Raw genomic sequence first — 18,689 nt, forward strand, 5'->3', positions numbered from 1 at the left:
CGTGTTCACGCCCTCTCTTTTTTCATGGAGCTTATAATTGCATGTGCGATGTCATCCACATGCCTTGTTTCATGTGCAAGGCCTGCTTTAATGACTGATTTAGGCATTCCGAAAACAACACATGATTCTTCTTTTTCTGCAATGACTTTTGTATGACCACTTGCGACCATTTTTTTGACACCTTCTGTGCCGTCACTACCCATTCCTGTCATAATGACAGCGATTTTCTCGTAACCTTTTATGTTGCTGATGGATTCAAATAAATAGTTAACAGAAGGTTTGTGACGGCTGTCAGTGTCTTCTGTGGACAGCCTGATCACTAAAGCTGCCCCTTGTTCATGAAGTGACATATTCAATCCACCAGGAGCTATGTAAGCCACTCCATTTTTAGCGATGTCTCCATCTTGAGCTTCTTTGATCGTAATTTGTGATAAATGATCTAATCTAGTAGCCAGCGATGCCGTAAATCCTGCCGGCATATGCTGCACAATCAAAATCGGCGCCTCTATGTCTTTTGGCAGCTTCGTGACGACTCGTTGAAGCGCCCTAGGCCCTCCCGTAGAAGTTCCGATTGAAATAATCTTTCGGAGTGATGAGCCGCTTCTTACTTCTTGCAGACGAGGAGCGGCCGCTGGAATTGGACTTGGCGGCTTCATGAACGGCTTAGGAGAAACTTGTTTCTCAGTACGTTTTCTAGACAGGCCTGCCGCAAGTACCCGCTCTACAATTTGACCTCTTACTTTGTGTAAATCGAGCGAAATACTTCCTGAAGGCTTTGTCACAAAGTCAAAAGCACCGAGTTCTAAGCAATGGATGGTTAATTCCTTCCCTTGCTTCGTCTGGCTTGACACCATAATCACAGCAAGGTCGTGTTCAGCCAGAATTTGTTTTAATGCTTCTGTTCCATTTAGAACAGGCATTTCCACATCAAGTGTGACAACATCTGGATTCAATTCCTTAATCCGTTTTAAGGCATCTTCTCCATTTCTCGCCGTTCCGACGACTTCAATTTCTTGCTCGGCACTTAGGAAATCACTGATGAGTTTTCTCATAAAAGCCGAGTCATCTACTACAAGCACTCTAATCATGAGTCCACTTTCCTCCTTTTAAAAAAAGAGGACAACTTATCTATAAACGTATGCTGCTCTCTCTGTGCCTCTCTTATCTGCTGATGATAAAGTGTTTCAGCCAGCATTTTAATGGTTTTACTTAGCCTTGAATGAGGCTGCTTCATATAAAATGGTATTTGTTCAGTGACTGCTTTAGGAACAGCAGGATCATCAGGTACCGCACCAGCAAACACAAGCTTTCGGTGTAGAAATGACGTCACCACTCCCGCTAATTTCCGGTACGTTTCAGATCCTTCCGAAGGGGTTTTACACCGGTTGACAATGATTTGAACAGACTGTTCAAACTGATGAATGGCTAAGTGCTTAATTGCGCTGTAGGCATCCATGATGGATGTTGGTTCTGGCGTTGTCACAACGACCACTTCTCCTGCCGATAAAACAAATGGGAGTTGATCTTTTGACAAGCCTGCACCCATATCAAAGAATATACAATCAAAGTCATTCAATATTTTCTCCATCTCTTCTAAAAAGAACGACCATTGATCTTTGTCTAAAGAAAACAGCTGTTCAAGCCCGCTTCCGCCAGAAATGTAATACAGATTGTCCGTTCCTTTTGTCATAGCCGCTTGGAAGGATTTTTTTCTAACAAGCACGTCTAATATAGAGCTGGTCGATGTTTTCCCTAGTAAAATATCAATATTCCCCATGCCAAAGTCGAGGTCGATGATGAGCACTTGCTTGCCCGTACTTGCGATAGACAGTGCCATATTCAGCGTCAAATTCGATTTACCTACTCCGCCTTTACCGCTCATGACAGCAATGGTTTTCGCTTGTCCATTCGCACGAAGAGAGTTCGGTACAATCAGTTGGTTCTGCTGAACAAGCTTTCTTAAACCTTCGGCTTGGTCAGGCTTCATCATTGTAAGACCATCCTTGTCAAATCAAGGGGGGAACTCTCAAGAATATCCTCAGGCACATTTTGGCCATTTGTTAAAAACCCGAGCCCGATTTGAGATTCTGCAATGATTTGAAAGATCGTTCCCATCGTGTCTGTTTCATCAACTTTTGTAAAAATAAATTGATCGATTGGAACGTGTTCAAAACGTTTGACCATGGCTTTCATATCTTGATATTTCGATGTCGCACTCATGACGAGAAAACTTTGAATGCTTTCATCAAATGGAATGATATCTGTCAGCTCTTTGATGTACGCCTCTTCTTTAAAGTTACGGCCTGCTGTATCGATGAAAATATGATCATAGTCTTTAAAGGTCTGCTGTGCTTTCACAAAGTCCTCTCTTGAATAACAAACTTCAAGAGGTGCATTCAGCAGTTCAGCATATGTTTTTAGTTGTTCAATCGCGGCAATCCGGTACGTATCTGTTGTGATAAAAGCAATTTTCTTTTGCTGCTGAATAGCCGTTTTCGCAGCAAGCTTTGCAATCGTTGTCGTTTTACCAGCACCAGTTGAACCAAACAGCACAATGTATTTCGAACGAATCATCGGCTCATCAGAAGTGTGAGCCGGCAGCATCCCTGTGAGTAGTTTTTCAAGCTCTTTTTCAATCTGCTCTTCTTTCACAGCACCTTTTGTTAAAAGACCCTTTAAGCACTCATCTCGAATCTCATCATCAAGACCTTGATCCTTTAGCTTTTGATCCATTTTCATGAGAGAATCCGGCAAAATCCCGGCATGGCGTTCGTTTCTTGCATATTCTATAGGCTGAGAATGAGAAGGCGCTGCTTTGACTGCTTGAGCAGCAGCCGGCAGCTCTTGTGTAAGGTGTTGAGTCTGCTCCTTTTTCGGTAACACCGGGATAGGCGCAGCTGCTGGTTGTAATCCTTTACCAGCTCTTTCTTCAAAATCTTGATCCAGCACTGCAATCACTTCGACCATTTGCTGTTTCTTTAAACCGAACAGCTTTCGTTTGACAACGGTTTTCGAATTTAATATGACGGCATCTTTCCCAAGCTGCTGCCTGATTTGAATCGTTGCCTCCTGCATAGAATTCGCTGTGATTTTTTTCATTTTCATTAGATATCCACCACTCCGATGCTCTGTACTTCCACATTTGCTTCTAGTTCGTTATAAGATAGTACCGGTAAATCTGGGAAATATCTTTCTAACAACTGTTTGACGTACATTCTTATAGGAGGTGAGCATAATAGAACCGGCGTTTCCTGACGAAGCGAAAGCTGTTCAATTTCTCTCGCCACTGATTGAATCACACTTTCAGAGGATTCTGGATCTAACGATAAGTAGTTCCCATGCTCTGTTTGCTGCACGCTGTCTGCAATCACCTTTTCGACTCGGCCTGAGCATGTCACGACTTTCAGTGATTCATTTTCTCTTGCATACTGTGCAGTAATCTGTCTTGCAAGTGCCTGTCTAACATACTCTGTTAGCAAGTCAGTATCAGTCGTTAATTTTCCGTAGTCTGCAAGTGTCTCAAAAATGGTCACAAGGTTTCGAATGGAGACCTTTTCTTTCAGAAGCTTTGCAAGTACTTTTTGGATATCCCCGACCGCTAGTGGATTCGGTGTTACCTCATCTACTAGAACTGGATAACTTTCTTTCAGATGATCGATTAATTGCTTCGTTTCTTGGCGTCCAAGCAGTTCATGGGTGTTTTGTCTAATCTTCTCTGTGATGTGGGTAGACACAACAGATGCTGGATCGACCACTGTATAGCCAAGCATTTCAGCCTGATCTTTTTCTGCTTCTGATATCCATTTTGCCGGCAGACCAAAGGATGGTTCGATTGTTTCAATTCCTTCAATCGGATCATCATCAGGCGTTGGAGACATCGCTAAGTAATGATCGAGCAGCAGCTCTCCTTTTGCCACTTCGTTCCCTTTTATTTTGAGCCTGTATTCATTCGGGTTCAGCGCAATGTTGTCTCGAATACGGACAACTGGAATGACAAGACCTAGTTCAAGAGCAAGCTGCCTTCTGATCATGACAATTCGGTCTAGCAGGTCTCCGCCTTGATTGGCATCTGCAAGCGGGATCAACCCGTAGCCAAATTCAAATTCAATGGCATCCATTTGCAGGAGATGAATGACGCTTTCTGGACTTTTCATCTCTTCTACCTCTGCCTGTTCTTCCAGTACTTCTTCAATCTCTTCTTGATCCTGTTTGTTTTTCGACATCATGTACGCACCGAGTGCAAGTAAACCTGCAATCGGCCCTGTCAAAAGTACGCCAATTGGCGTAAACAATCCAAGCAGGAAGATCGTGCCTGCTGTGACGTAAAGCATGGCAGGGAAGGCAAAGAGCTGACCCGTAATGTCTGAACCAAGGTTTCCGTTAGAAGCCGCTCTCGTGACTACAATCCCTGTCGCTGTTGAAATAAGAAGTGCAGGGATTTGCGACACAATTCCGTCCCCCACTGTTAAAAGAGTAAAGTGGGAAGCTGATTCTTGAATTGACATTCCTTGCTGAATCATCCCAATAATGATGCCAAAAATAATATTGATAATGACGATGATAATACCTGCGATGGCATCCCCTTTAACGAACTTACTTGCACCATCCATCGCACCATAAAAGTCTGCTTCTCTGGCTACTTTTTCACGGCGGTTTCTAGCTTCACTTTCTGTCAGCATTCCTGCATTCAAATCTGCGTCAATACTCATCTGTTTACCTGGCATCGCGTCGAGTGTAAATCTGGCCGCAACCTCTGATACACGCTCTGCCCCTTTGGTGATGACAACAAACTGAATGATGATCAGGATAAGGAAGACAACCAGACCAACGAGTATATTGCCCCCAACAACAAATGATCCAAACGTTTCTACAACCTTACCAGCATCTCCAGTTGATAAAATAGAACGGGTTGTAGAGATGTTAAGCCCTAAACGAAACAGTGTTAAGAGCAAAAGTAACGATGGAAAAATGGAAAATTGCAGTGGTTCTTGCATGTTCATTGTGGTGAGAAGCACGATAAGCGCAAGAGAAATATTAATAATAATTAAAATACTTAATAGGACGGGCGGAAACGGTATGACCAGCATCGCCACGATTAAAATAACACTGAATAAAACAGATAAATCTCTTGCTGACATGCCTGTTCTCTCCTTTTAAAACCAAAAATTCATAAAATCTTTTGTTTCGTTTTATATACGTAAGCCAAAATTTCTGCGATCGCCTTAAAATATTCTTCCGGCACCGCTTGGTTGATATCCACTTGATCGTAGAGGGCACGGGCGAGCGGCCGGTTCTCTACAGTCATGACATCGTGTTCTTTCGCAATTGTTCTAATTTTCAAAGCCAAAATATCTGTTCCCTTTGCCACAACAAACGGCGCGTCCATCTTTTCTTCGTCATATTTCAAGGCAATTGCGTAGTGGGTCGGGTTTGTAATGATGACGTCCGCTTTTGGGACTTCCTGCATCATCCGTCTCATGGCCATTTCCCTTTGCCGCTGTTTAATTTTTGATTTTATGAGCGGGTCACCCTCTGATTTTTTATACTCATCTTTGATGTCTTGTTTAGACATCCGTAAGTTTTTTTCATAATCAAATTTCTGATACATGTAGTCAAGCCCGGCTAAAATCAGAAGAGCACCTGCTGCATATAGCCCCATAATCAAGGTCATATTCGCCACGAAATGAAGGGTTTCCTCTGCAGTGAGTAGAGGGAGCCGCAAAATTTCGTCAAAGTGCATCCATAGAGCGATAAATGTCGCAAAACCAACAAAACCAATTTTTAAAATGGATTTTAATAGCTCAACGAGTGCTCGAATACTGTATATTCGTTTAAACCCTTTGATTGGATCAAGCTTTTCTAATTTGGGCTTGATCACTTCAGTTGAAAAGAGAAATCCAACTTGTAAATAGTTACTGATGATCCCTGCCAGCATCCCAACACCAAGAATTGGCATGAGGAGGAGACCTGTCTCTTGAAGCAATTCCAAGAATAACTGGTGAATATTAGATGTGCTAACCTTCATTAGCATCGTTGTTGAATAAAAACGTTCAATGAGCGCAATAATACGCTCTTTCATAAAAGGCCCAATAAAAAAGAATGATAAAAAGATTAGTAGAAATGAGATGGCTGTATTGACGTCGGTACTTTTGGCAACCTGCCCTTTTTTACGTGAATCACGTCTTTTTTTCGGTGTTGCTTTTTCTGTTTTTTCACCTGCGAAAAATTGCAAGTCGAGTCTAAGTCTTGTCGTCATGACGAACCACCGACCAATGCTAAGAAATTCCTCATGGTGAGCACAATCGTTTCAAATGTATTTTGGACGACCCCGAAGATGACACCCATACAAATGATGATCATAATAAAACTCACGCCCATTTTAATGGGAAGTCCAACGACAAATACGTTCATTTGCGGAACTGTACGTGCCACAATTCCTAATGCCAAATCGACTAAAAACAAACTAGCCACAACAGGTGCTGAGATTTGAAAGGCTATGATGAACATTTGGTTGAAGCTCTTTGCAATAAAGTAAGCAAAGGATTCACTACCGAAGTTCAGCGCATACTGATCAACTTGAATATATTGAAAACTGTAATAGATTCCATCAAGCAGCAAATGATGTGCATTTGTTGCCAGCATCAGCAGCAAGGTCACCGTATAAAAAAACTGCCCCATCAGTGGCGTTTGCGCCCCTGTTTGTGGATCAATAATATTGGCGATCGCAAAACCCATTTGAAAATCGATGAATGAGCCGGCAATTTGAACAGCGGACACCATGATATATGCAATCAGTCCAAGAAGAAGTCCGACCATTGCTTCTTTCACGGCAAGCATCATGTAAAGACCGTCGATATCGAGTGCTGGCGGTTCTTTAATGGTGCTAAAACTAATGACAGCCAAAAACAGTGAAAAACCAACTCTGTGAACTGCTGGTATCGTTCGATGCGCTAATAGCGGCACTGTCACAAAAAAAGCGGTGATCCGAATGAAAACGAGAAGAAAGGCAGGAAATAATTCTATGATTGACATCTCTGATTAACCTGCAAATCGATCTAAATTCGAGAACAGCTCTGTAGTAAATGACACAATTGTTGAAAGCATCCACGGACCAAACACAACAAGTCCAATGAGCACTGCAACAATTTTTGGAATGAACGCAAGCGTCTGTTCTTGGATTTGGGTTGTCGCCTGAAACACACTGACAATTAGTCCCACGATTAGTGCGAGCGCTAGAAGCGGCCCGCTGACAAGTAATACAACATACACTGATCTTTCAGCCATCGTAATGACAAATTCTGAACTCATGTTTTAAGCACCTACTCTAAAAGCTTTGCAGCAAAGATTTAACAATCAAATACCATCCATCAACTAATACAAATAACAATATTTTGAAAGGGAGCGATATCATAACTGGCGGAAGCATCATCATCCCCATCGACATCAGGACACTTGCGACCACCATGTCAATAATTAAAAATGGAATAAAAATCATAAAACCAATTTGAAATGCCGTCTTTAATTCTGAAATTGCAAATGCTGGTACCATCGCCGTTAAGGGAATATCTTTAATCGATTCAGGGGTATCCATTTTTGCGTAACTAAGAAATAAAGCCAAATCTTTCTGTCTCGTATGTTTACTCATAAACTCTTTAATTGGCACTTCGGCTTTTTCATAGGCCTGATTTAACGTAATATCATCATTTAACAGCGGCGTGAGTGCCTCTTTATTAATCTCTGAGAACGTGGGTGCCATAATAAAAAATGTGAGAAACAAAGCAAGTCCTACAAGCACTTGGTTTGGCGGCATTGAGTTGGTTGCAAGTGATGTTCTAACGAACGAAAGAACAATCACAATCCGTGTAAAACAGGTCATTAAAATCAGAATGCCTGGTGCAACTGAAAATACAGTTAACAATAAAAGAAGACGGACAGATGTGCTAATATTCCCTGCGCCACTGGAATTAAATAAATCGATAAACTCATTCATTTTGTTTCGGGCCTTTCTTTCTGACTTCTGATTGGGTCTTTTTCAATTCGGCTAGCTGCGCCTTTAAATTGGCTGAAAAAGAAGAAGTGGTCGGCTGATCGTGTTTCTTCACTTGCGATGTCAATTTTTGCATCATTTTCGGTAAGTCAGTCTTACTTTCCATCGCTTCTTCGTATTGTTTCACAATCGCTTCGCATTCTTGTTCATCATCGATTTCTTTTAGCAGATGGATTGAGTCTGCTACACCAACAACTAACACTCGTTTGCCCACTTTGATCAGCTGAACTGAACGATTTTGACCAACCGTCGTTCCGCCAATATTTTCAACATAGCGAAATGGCTTGAGTAAGCGGTTTTGCTTTCCAACAAATCTCACCAATCCGTAAATGAGCAGGATGACAAAAAGTAAGGCACCAATCATTTTGACAAAATCCATAATGGAGACAGAAGAAGAGGGAACTTCTTCTGCCGGATTCGTTTGATTGTCAGTGGTTTTCTTTTCTGTATCCTTTTTGCTTTCTTTCTCATCTTTGAGCCAGTCATTCACTGTGCCATTTTCAGGATCTTTTGTTTCAGCAAACAGTGAGGCGGGCTGCGCTGTCAAGAAAAGCATAAAACTGATCATTGCTATACATATCAAACGTTTTTTCAACAAGTCTTACACCCTTTTTTAGCCTAACGTTTTATTAATTGCTTCAAGTACACGGTCTGCCTGGAATGGCTTCACGATAAAGTCTTTTGCACCTGCTTGAATGGCATCAATAACCATTGATTGTTGTCCCATCGCTGAGCACATAATGATTTTTGCCGAAGCATCGATTTGTTTAATTTCTTTTAATGCTGTGATCCCGTCCATTTCTGGCATTGTGATATCCATTGTGACTAGATCAGGAGATGTTTCTTTATATTTTTCAACAGCTTGTGCGCCGTTTTCTGCTTCTCCTACTACATCAAATCCATTTTTTACAAGAATATCCTTAATCATCATTCTCATGAATGCTGCATCATCTACGATTAATACCTTAGTAGCCATTTACTTATTCTCTCCCTATATGTTTGTTTATTTTAAATTAGAAAGTCTTTCAGACTGACTTAAAATGTCAGTCACACGTACACCAAAGTTCTCATCAATGACAACAACTTCTCCTTTGGCGACGATTCGTTTGTTGACCAGAATGTCGACTGGCTCACCTGCAAGTTTGTCCAGTTCAATGATACTTCCAGCGGAAAGTTCAAGTACTTCTTTCACACTGCGCTGCGTTCTTCCAAGCTCCACTGTAATGGAAAGTGGAATATCCATCAGCATATCAAGATTACCGAGCTGACTTGTTGTATGCTGAGGCTCACTGAATGCCTCAAATTCAACTGGCGCCACATTGACAGGTTCTGCCGGCTTTGGCTTCGCCTGTCTTTTCGGCGGTGCCGATTGCTGCATAGGAGCAGATTGTGCTTGCGGAGCAGCCTGCTGTGGTTCAAGTGCACTCTGAGGTGCTTCTTGAACCGGCTCTTCTTCCGCTGGGTCTGTTAATTCTGCAATCAAATCTTTCGCAAACGTAATAGGGTAAAGCTGCATAATATTTGAATCTATGAGTTCACCTATCGTTAATCTAAAGGACACTTTAACAAGCATCTCTTCAGCTGGAATGCGGTCTGTGCCTTCTCCTTCTTTCACATCAAGCAGCTCAACGCGAGGCGGAGAAATATCAATCTTTTTATTAAAGACTGTTGACATGGACGTCGCGGCTGAACCCATCATTTGGTTCATCGCTTCTTGTACTGCACTTAAGTGAATTTCACTTAACGACGGGTCAGCATTTGTTCCATCTCCGCCCATCATTAAATCCGCAATGACTGCCGCATCGGTTTGTTGGATGACAAGCAGGTTACTAGCGCTGAAGCCTTCCGTATAATTCACTTCAATCGCGACATACGGATGAGGAAATTCCTCATTCAGCTTGCTTTTTTGAATCACTGTGACAGTTGGAGTTGTAATCTCCACTTTTTGACTTAATAGGGTTGAAAGTGCTGTTGCAGAGCTTCCAAATGATATATTTCCGATTTCCCCAATGGCATCTTGTTCCATTGCAGAAAGGAGTGTATCAGGCTCTATATCGTCATTGCTGCCTCCTTTAAGGAGCGCATCGATTTCATCTTGTGATAATTTACTTCCGTTATTCTCCATCTTCTTCACCTCTTATGTCGTGATCTAGAATTTGAATCGCCTGTTTCCGATTCACGCGGCCGGCCTGTCCCAAGAATTTCGGTTTATTTCCGACCATAACAGTAAGAGGCGCATTTACTGGTTTGTCCAAGGCAATACAATCACCAATTTCCAAATTCAAAAACTCTTCCACCGTCATTTCCGATTGTCCAAGCTCTGCGACTACCGGTATTTTCGCCGTCATAATCCGTTTTTCAATGGCCTTTGTTTCTTCTTGTTTCGGTTCATTTCGTTCCGATTGCATCCAGTAGTGTACAGACAGCTTCGGAATAATAGGCTCTAATACTACGTGAGGAATACAGAGGTTAATAACCCCGCTTACCTCACCAATTTGTGTATTAAGAGAAATGACGACAACTGTTTCGTTTGGTGACACCATTTGAACAAACTGGGGATTTACCTCGAAATCTGCCATTTCTGGCTCGATGTCGGTTATGGACTGCCACGCTTCTCTGTAGTTTTCCAAAGCTCCCTCAAACATGTTTGAGATAATCTTTGTTTCGATTTCTGTCAGTGATTCTGTCTTATTATGACTAATGCCAATCCCACCCATCAGCCTATCCATCATGGCATAGCCAATCGTTGGGTTCACTTCAAGCATGATTCTTCCTTCAAGCGGGCTGACGTAAAATAAGTTTAATAATGTCATATTAGGAATCGAACGAATAAATTCTTCATATGGCACTTGGTCAACCGAGCTGACAGAAATTTGAATATATGATCTTAGCTGCGCTGAAAAGTGTGTGGTAAGCAGTCTAGCGAAGTTATCATGAATTCTTGTTAAACTTCGAATCTGGTCTTTTGAAAAGCGCAGTGCACGTTTAAAGTCGTACACTTTCACTTTTTTCGTCGTTTCTTCTTTTTTCAGCTCTTCTGCATCCATTTCGCCTGTTGATATGGCGGATAATAATGCATCGATCTCATTCTGGGAAAGCACTTCTCCTGACATTTCTTCACCTCCATCGTGTCAATTAATCGCCTCTATTGCAGATTAAAGGAGGTTATATAAACTTCTTTCACCTTGCCATCTTGCAAATAGTTATTCACTTTGTTTTTGACCTGTGTTTTAAAATGTTCTCTGCCTTTTTTGCCATCAAGTTCATCTGCATTCGTGTCTGATAAAATGTCGATCACAGCATCTTTCACTTGGAAGCTTCTTTTTTCAAGCTCTTCTTTGGCTTTTTCTGAATCTGTTTCAATATTTAGTACAAGTTTGACCGCATTTCCTTCAGATTTTAAATTGGTCACAATCTCAGGAATTTCAACAGAAGCTTTTACGACTTCATCTGCTGTTGGCTCTTTTTCTGCTTTTGCTTCGTCTGACCCATTCACCAGAAAGACAATACCTGCTCCAATTCCGACGATAGCAATAATCATGATTAGCATTACTACGACTAATTTCTTCTTCATTCAAACTCCTCTATTCCTTGATTCAATGAAATGACTTGGATTTTTCTATAGAAAGAAATGATTTTCTCCTGAAGCTGCTCTTCATCTTCTTTCACAACGAATTTCTTTCCATTGGCGAGTGTAATGGTCGTGTCTGGAAAGCTTTCGATTTGCTCGATATGGAGAGCGTTGAGCATAAATCCTTTGCCATTTAATCTTGTCACTTCAATCATATTAAGCAGAGAAGCGATAAACCGCTCCTCCTACCTCCTATCGTTTCAGATTCACAAGTTCTTGCAGAATTTCATCAGATGTTGTGATCGTCTTTGCATTCGATTGGAATCCACGCTGTGCGATAATCATTTCTGTAAACTCATCTGTTAAATCAACGTTTGACATTTCAAGTTTACCTGTTTGGACGACGCCCGTTCCTTGTTCACCTGGTACGATTGGATTACTTGGAGCACCTGAGCTTAACGTTTGGCGGTAAAGGTTGTCACCAACTTTGTCTAGCCCTCCTGCGTTACGGAAAGATACGAGTGATATTTGACCAACGGTTCTTGATACATTGTTTTCAACAACCGAAATCGTTCCATCTGGACCAACACTTACACTTGAAACACCGTCTGGAATCGTTATCTTTTGTCCATTCATTCCAAGTAGATAATTTCCATCAGGGGTGACTAAGCTTCCCTCTGAATCAGTGTCGAAATTTCCTGTTCTTGTATAAAGAACTTCTCCTTGAACTTCAATACGGAAAAACCCATCTCCATTGATATAGAAGTCGTAAGGTTCATTTGTATTTTGAGAAGATCCCGCTGACATGATTTTATCGATTGAAGATAAAGATGACCCTAAACCAATTTGCTTTGAGTTGATTGAACCAGAGTTGTTCGTTGGCCCACCAGAACTTCCAATGGTTTGGCTGACCATATCTTTAAAAGTGATACGGCTTTTTTTGTATCCGTGTGTGTTGACGTTGGCTACGTTGTTGGCTACAACATCTAATTTTGATTGGAAGTTTTTCATTCCACTAATTCCTGAGTAAAGTGAGCGTAACATTTATTTTCCTCCTCGATTTGCTTACGATTTTTCTCCAACAGTTGTAACGTCCCAAGGGCTGATTTTCGTTCCATCTTCTAAATATAGGAAGTATTCATTGTTTATGTTTTTCACAGACTTCACAGTGCCAGATATGTCTTTATCATCTTGTTTGCCTGCTACTTCTTTACCAATCCAGCCTACATATGTCGTAAATGGATCTTGGTGTGCAACAAATGTAGACATGATCTGATTCATTTTGGTGATCGATTCGTTCATATTCATTTGCTGTTCTAAAGAAGAAAATGTTGCAAGCTGTGTGACAAACTCACGGTCATCAATCGGGTTTGTCGGATCTTGGTTTTGAAGCTGCGTAAGCAAGATTTTTAAGAACTGATCTCGGCCAAGTGTATCTGTTTTCTTTGCTGCGGTTGAAGAAGTGTCCGCTTGCGCGGCTGTTCTATTCGTCGCATCAACAGTTGCCATTAGATCTCCTCCTCTTCTTCTTCTGATCCAACAAGCGCATCCAGTACATCTTGGAATTCAGCTTCCTGTTCATCAGGCTGCTGGAAACTTTGTCCTTTTGATGGCTGCTGCTTGCCTTCCTCATTAAATTGTCCAAAAGACGGCTGCTCATTTGACTGAAGCGGTATATGGAAACGGTCAACTTGAACCGACATATTCGGTAACGCCTGCTTGAGCTGCGGCAGATGATGCTCGAGCAGCTCTTTTGCTGCTTGCGTTGAAGCTGTAATTTTACTCGCATACATCCCGTTTTGTTTCGTTAGCTGGATGGTAATAAACCCTAGATTTTCTGGATTTAATCGTACGGTAAACCGTCCGCTTGAATTGCCAAATGGTGTGAACTTCATTTGTTTCCACGTATTTAAAATCTGCTGATCAACCGTGCCTGGCTTTTCGTCAGTTGTTTGCGTCTGCTGCACAGGAGCAGCTGATTGCAGTTGGAAGAACTGTTTATGCCCTGGGAGCAGCGTATGGGTGATTGTTTTTTCAGAAGCAGGTGCCGTAGTGCCTTGACCTTTGGTGACTTCTTTTTTCATGAGCCATTCAAGTGAGGCAACACCTTTTGCTGGAGATGAGAAGGAAGATTCTTGCCTCGGAGCAACCATTTCTTTTAACTCTCCTAAGGAAATTTTCCACTCTTTATCTGACCCTTTCGCATTCGCCATCATATGATCGATTAACTGATTAAAGTGTTTCAGCTCGCTTTGCGACATATTATTCAGCTTAGGTGCCGATCCTTGTGAGAAGAACTGCTCTTTTACTTGTTGAATGAGCTTTGCATCTGCTCCGTTTTTCGTTAGAAACTTGATGAAATCTTCACCTTTTGCTTGAATATCCTGTACAAGTTTTGCATCAAAGCTCACCGGCTGCTGATTCAGTATTTGATATAAGAAAAAGTGGACTTGTATGAGCTGTTCACTATGTTTAGCAACTGGCTTCTCATCTTGATCGCCATAGATTACCGATTCCATCTTTTGAAATAGCTCTTCAAGTGACTTTAAGTCAGCCCCCTCAAGCTTTTGACCTTGCAGCGCCTGAAGTGCCGCAAGAAGATCTCCATCTATTCCTTCTTCAGGTAATTGCATCCATTTTTCAATGATTTGCATCGCATCATTCATGGAAAGATTGGTTTCTGCTGGCTGAGAAATAGCTGGACCACTTTGAATACCTGCGCCATTTAACAATTGTTTAAACAGGCCGCGAGCAGATACTGCCCCCTCTCCCTTTAGTCCCGAGAGACCTTGGGAAGATTGCTGTAAGGCTCCAATGTCCAATAGCTTCACTTATTGTCCACCTCCATTTTCACTTTCTTCTTTTTTGGCAAGCTCCTTCGTGAACGTTGCTGCCTTCTGAGGTGTCAGTTTTGCTAATATGTCCGTCAGCTTATTTTTACTCAGTTCTTCAAGGATCTTCAAAGCTTCTTTATCACTTAGCTCTGATAAAATTTTGGCAGATTTCCCTGCATCCATGCTTTCATAAATGCTGGCGACCTTTCCTTTTGATTGCTGATTAGAAGATGCTGACGAATCAGAGGAAGATCCTGATGCGTTATTACTTGATGATGTACTGTTTGATGAACTGTCACTTGCTGACGTGTTCTCTTTATCAGATGTTTTTTCAAGTGAATTGATTTTTTGATTCAATCGTTTAATCTCTTCATCACTTGTCTTCAAGTCTTTTTGAGCAATTTCAAGTTCATTCTCTTGTTCTTTAATCGTCTTTTTCAACGCTTTCAACTCTGTATCACGTTGATCGTTATTTGAAGATGACGTTTTTGATGTGTCATCTGATCCAACCAAGCTGCTAATCCCCGGAATGTTTTGGAGCGGTTTCTTTAGATCATAACCCGCCATATAAAGGATTGTGCCCGTCACGATCACAAGCACAACCAATGGGATAATGACAATAAACAAGATCCATTGAAATTTACCGCCGCCACTTGATTCCTTTGTTTTTTCCTTCTTAGGCATTCATCTCGACTCCTAATGTCCTTGAAACATGAATTGGCTGATAGAGATATCATCCATTTCTTTCATTTCAATTGCCTTATGTTCAAGGGAGAACTTTTCAAATTGCTTTTCTTTCATTTTTTCAAACTTTTTAAACTCAATATTTTTTTCTGTTAAATCAGATTGTTTTTCATTCATTTGATGGCGTTTCATGATCACAAGCTGCTGATAATGATGAATGGTGTTATCTAAGTTCGTCACAAATTGCTGGTAATGACGCATTTCTTGAACACTCATCCCACTTCTCAGCTTTTCTTCTTTGCTCTTTTCCATTAGCTCTTTTTTACTCATATTTTCATAGAGTTTTTCAGCGGCTTGCTCAAATGCCGAAACGGATTGTTGATACGCTGCGAGTGATTTGTCTTTTTCACTTTCTTTCAATTCTAAGAGCTTTTGAAATTTGTATTGATATCTCACTGTTTTTGTCAATCCTCTCTATTCATCAAACTGAGCAATATCCTCACACTGTCTTCAATCGATACAGCCTCTTCAACATCCTGCTTCAAAAATGAAATCAGTTGTGGGTAAGCTTGCATGGCCTCATCAATATCTTTAGAGGAACCTTTTTTATATGCTCCAATGTTAATGAGGTCTTCAGCGTTTTGATATGTGGATAAAAGCTGGCGGAACCGGTTAGCCGCTTCCTTATGATCATGACTTGCGATATTACTCATGACACGACTGATACTTTTCAGAATATTGACAGCTGGAAACTGTCCTTTGTTGGCCAATGCACGATCAAGTACTATGTGGCCATCTAAAATCCCCCGCACTGTATCAGCGATCGGCTCATTCATATCGTCACCATCAACAAGCACTGTGTAAAACGCTGTGATGGAACCAAGTTGATTTGTACCAGTTCGTTCTAGCAATTTTGGCAGTATAGCGAACACTGAAGGCGTATATCCTTTTGTTGTTGGCGGTTCGCCTGTTGCAAGTCCTATTTCTCGCTGTGCCATGGCGACCCTTGTGACAGAATCCATCATGAACATGACATTTTTGCCTCTGTCTCTGAAATATTCAGCAATGGCCGTTGCAGTATAGGCTGCTTTTAATCTTGTCAGTGCGGGCTGATCTGAAGTTGCGACAACAACAATCGAACGCTTCAGTCCTTCAGCTCCTAAATCTTTTTCGATAAACTCGCGAACTTCACGTCCACGCTCTCCAACAAGTGCAATGACATTGAGATCCGCTTCTGTCTGCTTGGCAATCATCCCCATCAAGGTACTTTTACCAACACCGCTTCCCGCGAATATGCCAATTCTTTGACCAGTGCCGACTGTGAGCAAGCTGTCAATCACTCTGACACCAACGCCCATTTTTTCACGAATAGGCGGTCTGTCCATCGGGTTTGGAGGAGATTGTTCTGTTGAGACAGGTGCAAGTCCTTTAGGAAGCATGCTGCCGTCCAGTGGATCACCGAAGGCATCAACAACCTGCCCGATTAAACCAGTTCCTACTTTGACCTTTAACGACTCACCTGTTGCTTCAACAAGACTGCCTGGTGAGATGTTAGAGGCTTCTACGTAGGGCATGAGCAAAATGTTTTCATCTTTAAAACCAACGACTTCTGCTTTGATCGGATGATTCTTGCTCCCTTTTTTGTGAATCAGACATACATCACCGATTGAGCTTTCTGGCCCCTTGGACTCGATCATCAGTCCAACAACTCGATTGACTTTACCAAAACGTTTATAAGGATCGGCAGTTTCAATCGTTTCTTTTAGCACATCTATGTTCATTTGTGATCACCTGAATCAATGACTTCTAATAACTTTTCTTTTAACTGATTCATTTGGGTATCAACACTCGCTTCCACTTTTCCAAAGCTTGTTTCGACGTAACAAGTACCTTTTGGTGCTTTTTCATCCGAGTAAATGGCAAGATGTGTATTCTTTTGAAGGATTCTATTTAATTCATCTTTATATTCCATCACATGCTCGTAATGTGCAGGGTCGACATAGATGGAAATATCGTCATATTCTTTCACTTCTGAAATGACCTGCTTCACTAGCGTTAAAAATTGTTCTTTTGTGTCCTCAACTGCATTCCATACTCGTTTAGCGAGCTCAAACGCAAGTTCGACAATTTCTTCAGCAGAGCTTTCGATTTTTGCTTCATAGTCCTGCTTTGCAAGGCTGACAATGTCATTCGCTTGATCAAGAATCGATTGATACTGTAAATTCGCATCTGCTTCGCCCTTTTGAAAACCATCTTGATATCCTGTTTGTTTTGCTTCTTCAATGAGCTGTACTCTTTCTGCTTCAAAATCAGCTCGCCGCTGATTGATTTCAGCCATTGTTTGTTCCATCTCACGATTTGCTTTTTCTAAAATACGGCTTGCTTCATCTTGTGCATCACTTAATACAAGCTGAGATGCCTCAGTCTCGTTGACAAGCTCTTCTTCGTGATGTTCTCTTTTGAATTCCACTTGCTGTAAGGGAATGGTTTGACGGCCTTGTTCAGGAATAACAGATGTTTCATGTTTGATAATCCTAGACAATGATATCGTCTCCTCCACCTCGAGCTATGACGATTTCTCCAGCCTCTTCAAGTCGTCTTACGATACTGACAATACGAGTCTGTGCTTCCTCGACATCTCTAAGCCGGACAGGTCCCATAAACTCCATTTCTTCTTTGAACGTTTCGACCATACGTTGCGACATGTTGCGGAAGACAATTTCTTTGACTTCTTCGCTTGCCACTTTGAGTGAAAGCAGTAAATCGTCATTTTCAACATCTCGAATCACGCGCTGAATGGCTCTGCTATCAAGAGTGACAATGTCTTCAAAGACAAACATACGTTTCTTAATTTCATCAGCAAGCTCAGGATCTTGAATTTCCAGTGTATCTAAAATGGTTTTCTCCGTTGCACGGTCTACACCATTCAGGACTTCGACTACCGCTTCGACTCCGCCCGTTTGGGTATAATCTTGCGTAAAGGTTGAAGAGAGCTTTTGTTCAAGAATACGTTCCACCTCATTGATGATCTCTGGAGATGTGCGGTCCATTAAAGCAATTCTTCTTGCAACCTCGGTTTGTACTTCTTCGCCTAACTCAGATAAAATCTGTCCAGCCTGTACTGGATCTAGGTAGGAAAGAATGAGCGCAATGGTTTGTGGATGCTCATGCTGGATAAAGTTTAAAATTTGCTCTGGGTCAGCCTTTCTAGCAAAATCAAATGGTTTCACTTGAAGTGAGGATGTTAAGCGATTTAAGATGCTGTCCGCTTTGTCCTCACCAAGCGCTTTTTCAAGCACTTGTCTTGCGTACATAAGGCCACCTTGTGATATGTAGTCCTGCGCGATGGCAATGCTGTGAAATTCTTCGATGATCTCATCTTTTTTAGCAGTATCTACACTTCTTACATTTGAAATTTCTAATGTTAATTTTTCTATTTCGTCTTCAGACAGATGTTTGTATACAGATGCTGACACGTCTAGCCCTAAGGAAATCATTAGGATTGCTGCTTTTTGTCTGCCTGTTAGTCGATTTGGATCTTTTCTCGACATGT

General features: G+C 41.5%; 22 protein-coding genes. All 22 read right to left on the reverse strand.

Annotated features, from left to right (window positions below; all coding sequences use genetic code 11):
• Window positions 1–5 precede the first annotated feature (5 nt).
• From ACSBQP_RS04765 to fliG, 22 genes are read right to left on the reverse strand one after another with little or no spacing between them, the layout of a single operon-like run.
• Window positions 6–1,088, reverse strand: a complete 1,083-nt coding sequence (locus ACSBQP_RS04765) for a protein-glutamate methylesterase/protein-glutamine glutaminase (RefSeq protein ID WP_017359081.1) — start codon at window positions 1,086–1,088, stop codon at window positions 6–8.
• Window positions 1,085–1,990, reverse strand: a complete 906-nt coding sequence (locus ACSBQP_RS04770) for a MinD/ParA family protein (RefSeq protein WP_017359082.1) — start codon at window positions 1,988–1,990, stop codon at window positions 1,085–1,087. Before ACSBQP_RS04770 ends, ACSBQP_RS04765 begins: the two co-directional genes overlap by 4 nt.
• Window positions 1,987–3,105: a flagellar biosynthesis protein FlhF gene (gene flhF / locus ACSBQP_RS04775; protein WP_017359083.1), complete on the reverse strand. Its 1,119-nt coding sequence runs from the start codon at window positions 3,103–3,105 to the stop codon at window positions 1,987–1,989. Before flhF ends, ACSBQP_RS04770 begins: the two co-directional genes overlap by 4 nt.
• On the reverse strand, window positions 3,105–5,138 hold the full coding sequence (gene flhA, locus ACSBQP_RS04780; protein WP_007499573.1) for a flagellar biosynthesis protein FlhA: 2,034 nt from the start codon (window positions 5,136–5,138) through the stop codon (window positions 3,105–3,107). Before flhA ends, flhF begins: the two co-directional genes overlap by 1 nt.
• 29 nt (window positions 5,139–5,167) lie before the next feature.
• Window positions 5,168–6,256, reverse strand: coding sequence for a flagellar biosynthesis protein FlhB (flhB, locus tag ACSBQP_RS04785; RefSeq protein ID WP_007499576.1), 1,089 nt, complete (start codon window positions 6,254–6,256; stop codon window positions 5,168–5,170).
• Complete coding sequence (fliR, locus tag ACSBQP_RS04790) at window positions 6,253–7,032, reverse strand: flagellar biosynthetic protein FliR (protein WP_007499578.1); 780 nt, start codon at window positions 7,030–7,032, stop codon at window positions 6,253–6,255. The genes flhB and fliR overlap by 4 nt, the downstream gene beginning before the upstream one ends.
• A gap of 6 nt (window positions 7,033–7,038) precedes the next feature.
• Window positions 7,039–7,308 (reverse strand): flagellar biosynthesis protein FliQ, encoded by a 270-nt coding sequence (gene fliQ, locus ACSBQP_RS04795; protein WP_003211206.1) that lies wholly within the window; start codon window positions 7,306–7,308, stop codon window positions 7,039–7,041.
• A gap of 16 nt (window positions 7,309–7,324) precedes the next feature.
• Entirely contained in the window at window positions 7,325–7,990 is a 666-nt protein-coding gene (gene fliP / locus ACSBQP_RS04800) for a flagellar type III secretion system pore protein FliP (RefSeq protein WP_007499580.1), read from the reverse strand.
• Window positions 7,983–8,642: a flagella biosynthesis regulatory protein FliZ gene (fliZ, locus tag ACSBQP_RS04805; protein ID WP_065460341.1), complete on the reverse strand. Its 660-nt coding sequence runs from the start codon at window positions 8,640–8,642 to the stop codon at window positions 7,983–7,985. Before fliZ ends, fliP begins: the two co-directional genes overlap by 8 nt.
• Before the next feature lie 18 nt (window positions 8,643–8,660).
• Window positions 8,661–9,023 (reverse strand): response regulator, encoded by a 363-nt coding sequence (locus ACSBQP_RS04810; RefSeq protein WP_007499584.1) that lies wholly within the window; start codon window positions 9,021–9,023, stop codon window positions 8,661–8,663.
• A gap of 27 nt (window positions 9,024–9,050) precedes the next feature.
• Window positions 9,051–10,172, reverse strand: a complete 1,122-nt coding sequence (gene fliY / locus ACSBQP_RS04815) for a flagellar motor switch phosphatase FliY (RefSeq protein WP_035700748.1) — start codon at window positions 10,170–10,172, stop codon at window positions 9,051–9,053.
• On the reverse strand, window positions 10,162–11,160 hold the full coding sequence (fliM, locus tag ACSBQP_RS04820; RefSeq protein ID WP_008354483.1) for a flagellar motor switch protein FliM: 999 nt from the start codon (window positions 11,158–11,160) through the stop codon (window positions 10,162–10,164). Before fliM ends, fliY begins: the two co-directional genes overlap by 11 nt.
• 32 nt (window positions 11,161–11,192) lie before the next feature.
• The gene (gene fliL, locus ACSBQP_RS04825) at window positions 11,193–11,621 is read right to left on the reverse strand and encodes a flagellar basal body-associated protein FliL (protein WP_007499592.1); all 429 of its coding nucleotides are present in this window, start codon (window positions 11,619–11,621) and stop codon (window positions 11,193–11,195) included.
• Window positions 11,618–11,833 carry a flagellar FlbD family protein gene (locus ACSBQP_RS04830; RefSeq protein WP_008344794.1) on the reverse strand — a complete coding sequence of 72 codons (216 nt, stop codon included), beginning with the start codon at window positions 11,831–11,833 and terminating at the stop codon, window positions 11,618–11,620. The genes fliL and ACSBQP_RS04830 overlap by 4 nt, the downstream gene beginning before the upstream one ends.
• A 37-nt stretch (window positions 11,834–11,870) precedes the next feature.
• Window positions 11,871–12,662 carry a flagellar basal body rod protein FlgG gene (gene flgG, locus ACSBQP_RS04835; RefSeq protein ID WP_017359086.1) on the reverse strand — a complete coding sequence of 264 codons (792 nt, stop codon included), beginning with the start codon at window positions 12,660–12,662 and terminating at the stop codon, window positions 11,871–11,873.
• Between the two features lie 21 nt (window positions 12,663–12,683).
• The gene (flgD, locus tag ACSBQP_RS04840) at window positions 12,684–13,127 is read right to left on the reverse strand and encodes a flagellar hook assembly protein FlgD (protein ID WP_060781056.1); all 444 of its coding nucleotides are present in this window, start codon (window positions 13,125–13,127) and stop codon (window positions 12,684–12,686) included.
• A complete protein-coding gene (locus ACSBQP_RS04845; protein ID WP_435028229.1) occupies window positions 13,127–14,449 on the reverse strand; it encodes a flagellar hook-length control protein FliK in 1,323 nt (440 codons plus the stop codon). Before ACSBQP_RS04845 ends, flgD begins: the two co-directional genes overlap by 1 nt.
• Entirely contained in the window at window positions 14,450–15,136 is a 687-nt protein-coding gene (locus tag ACSBQP_RS04850) for a MotE family protein (protein ID WP_017359089.1), read from the reverse strand.
• Window positions 15,137–15,148: 12 nt separating this feature from the next.
• Window positions 15,149–15,592 (reverse strand): flagellar export protein FliJ, encoded by a 444-nt coding sequence (gene fliJ, locus ACSBQP_RS04855; protein WP_024720352.1) that lies wholly within the window; start codon window positions 15,590–15,592, stop codon window positions 15,149–15,151.
• Window positions 15,593–15,600: 8 nt separating this feature from the next.
• Window positions 15,601–16,917, reverse strand: coding sequence for a flagellar protein export ATPase FliI (gene fliI / locus ACSBQP_RS04860; protein ID WP_008344803.1), 1,317 nt, complete (start codon window positions 16,915–16,917; stop codon window positions 15,601–15,603).
• Window positions 16,914–17,678 carry a flagellar assembly protein FliH gene (fliH, locus tag ACSBQP_RS04865; protein WP_217815755.1) on the reverse strand — a complete coding sequence of 255 codons (765 nt, stop codon included), beginning with the start codon at window positions 17,676–17,678 and terminating at the stop codon, window positions 16,914–16,916. Before fliH ends, fliI begins: the two co-directional genes overlap by 4 nt.
• Window positions 17,671–18,687: a flagellar motor switch protein FliG gene (gene fliG, locus ACSBQP_RS04870; protein WP_017367244.1), complete on the reverse strand. Its 1,017-nt coding sequence runs from the start codon at window positions 18,685–18,687 to the stop codon at window positions 17,671–17,673. Before fliG ends, fliH begins: the two co-directional genes overlap by 8 nt.
• Between the last annotated feature and the right edge of the window lie 2 nt (window positions 18,688–18,689).

It is taken from the genome of Bacillus sp. G402 (assembly GCF_051172515.1).
Classification (GTDB): Bacteria; Bacillota; Bacilli; order Bacillales; family Bacillaceae; genus Bacillus; species Bacillus altitudinis.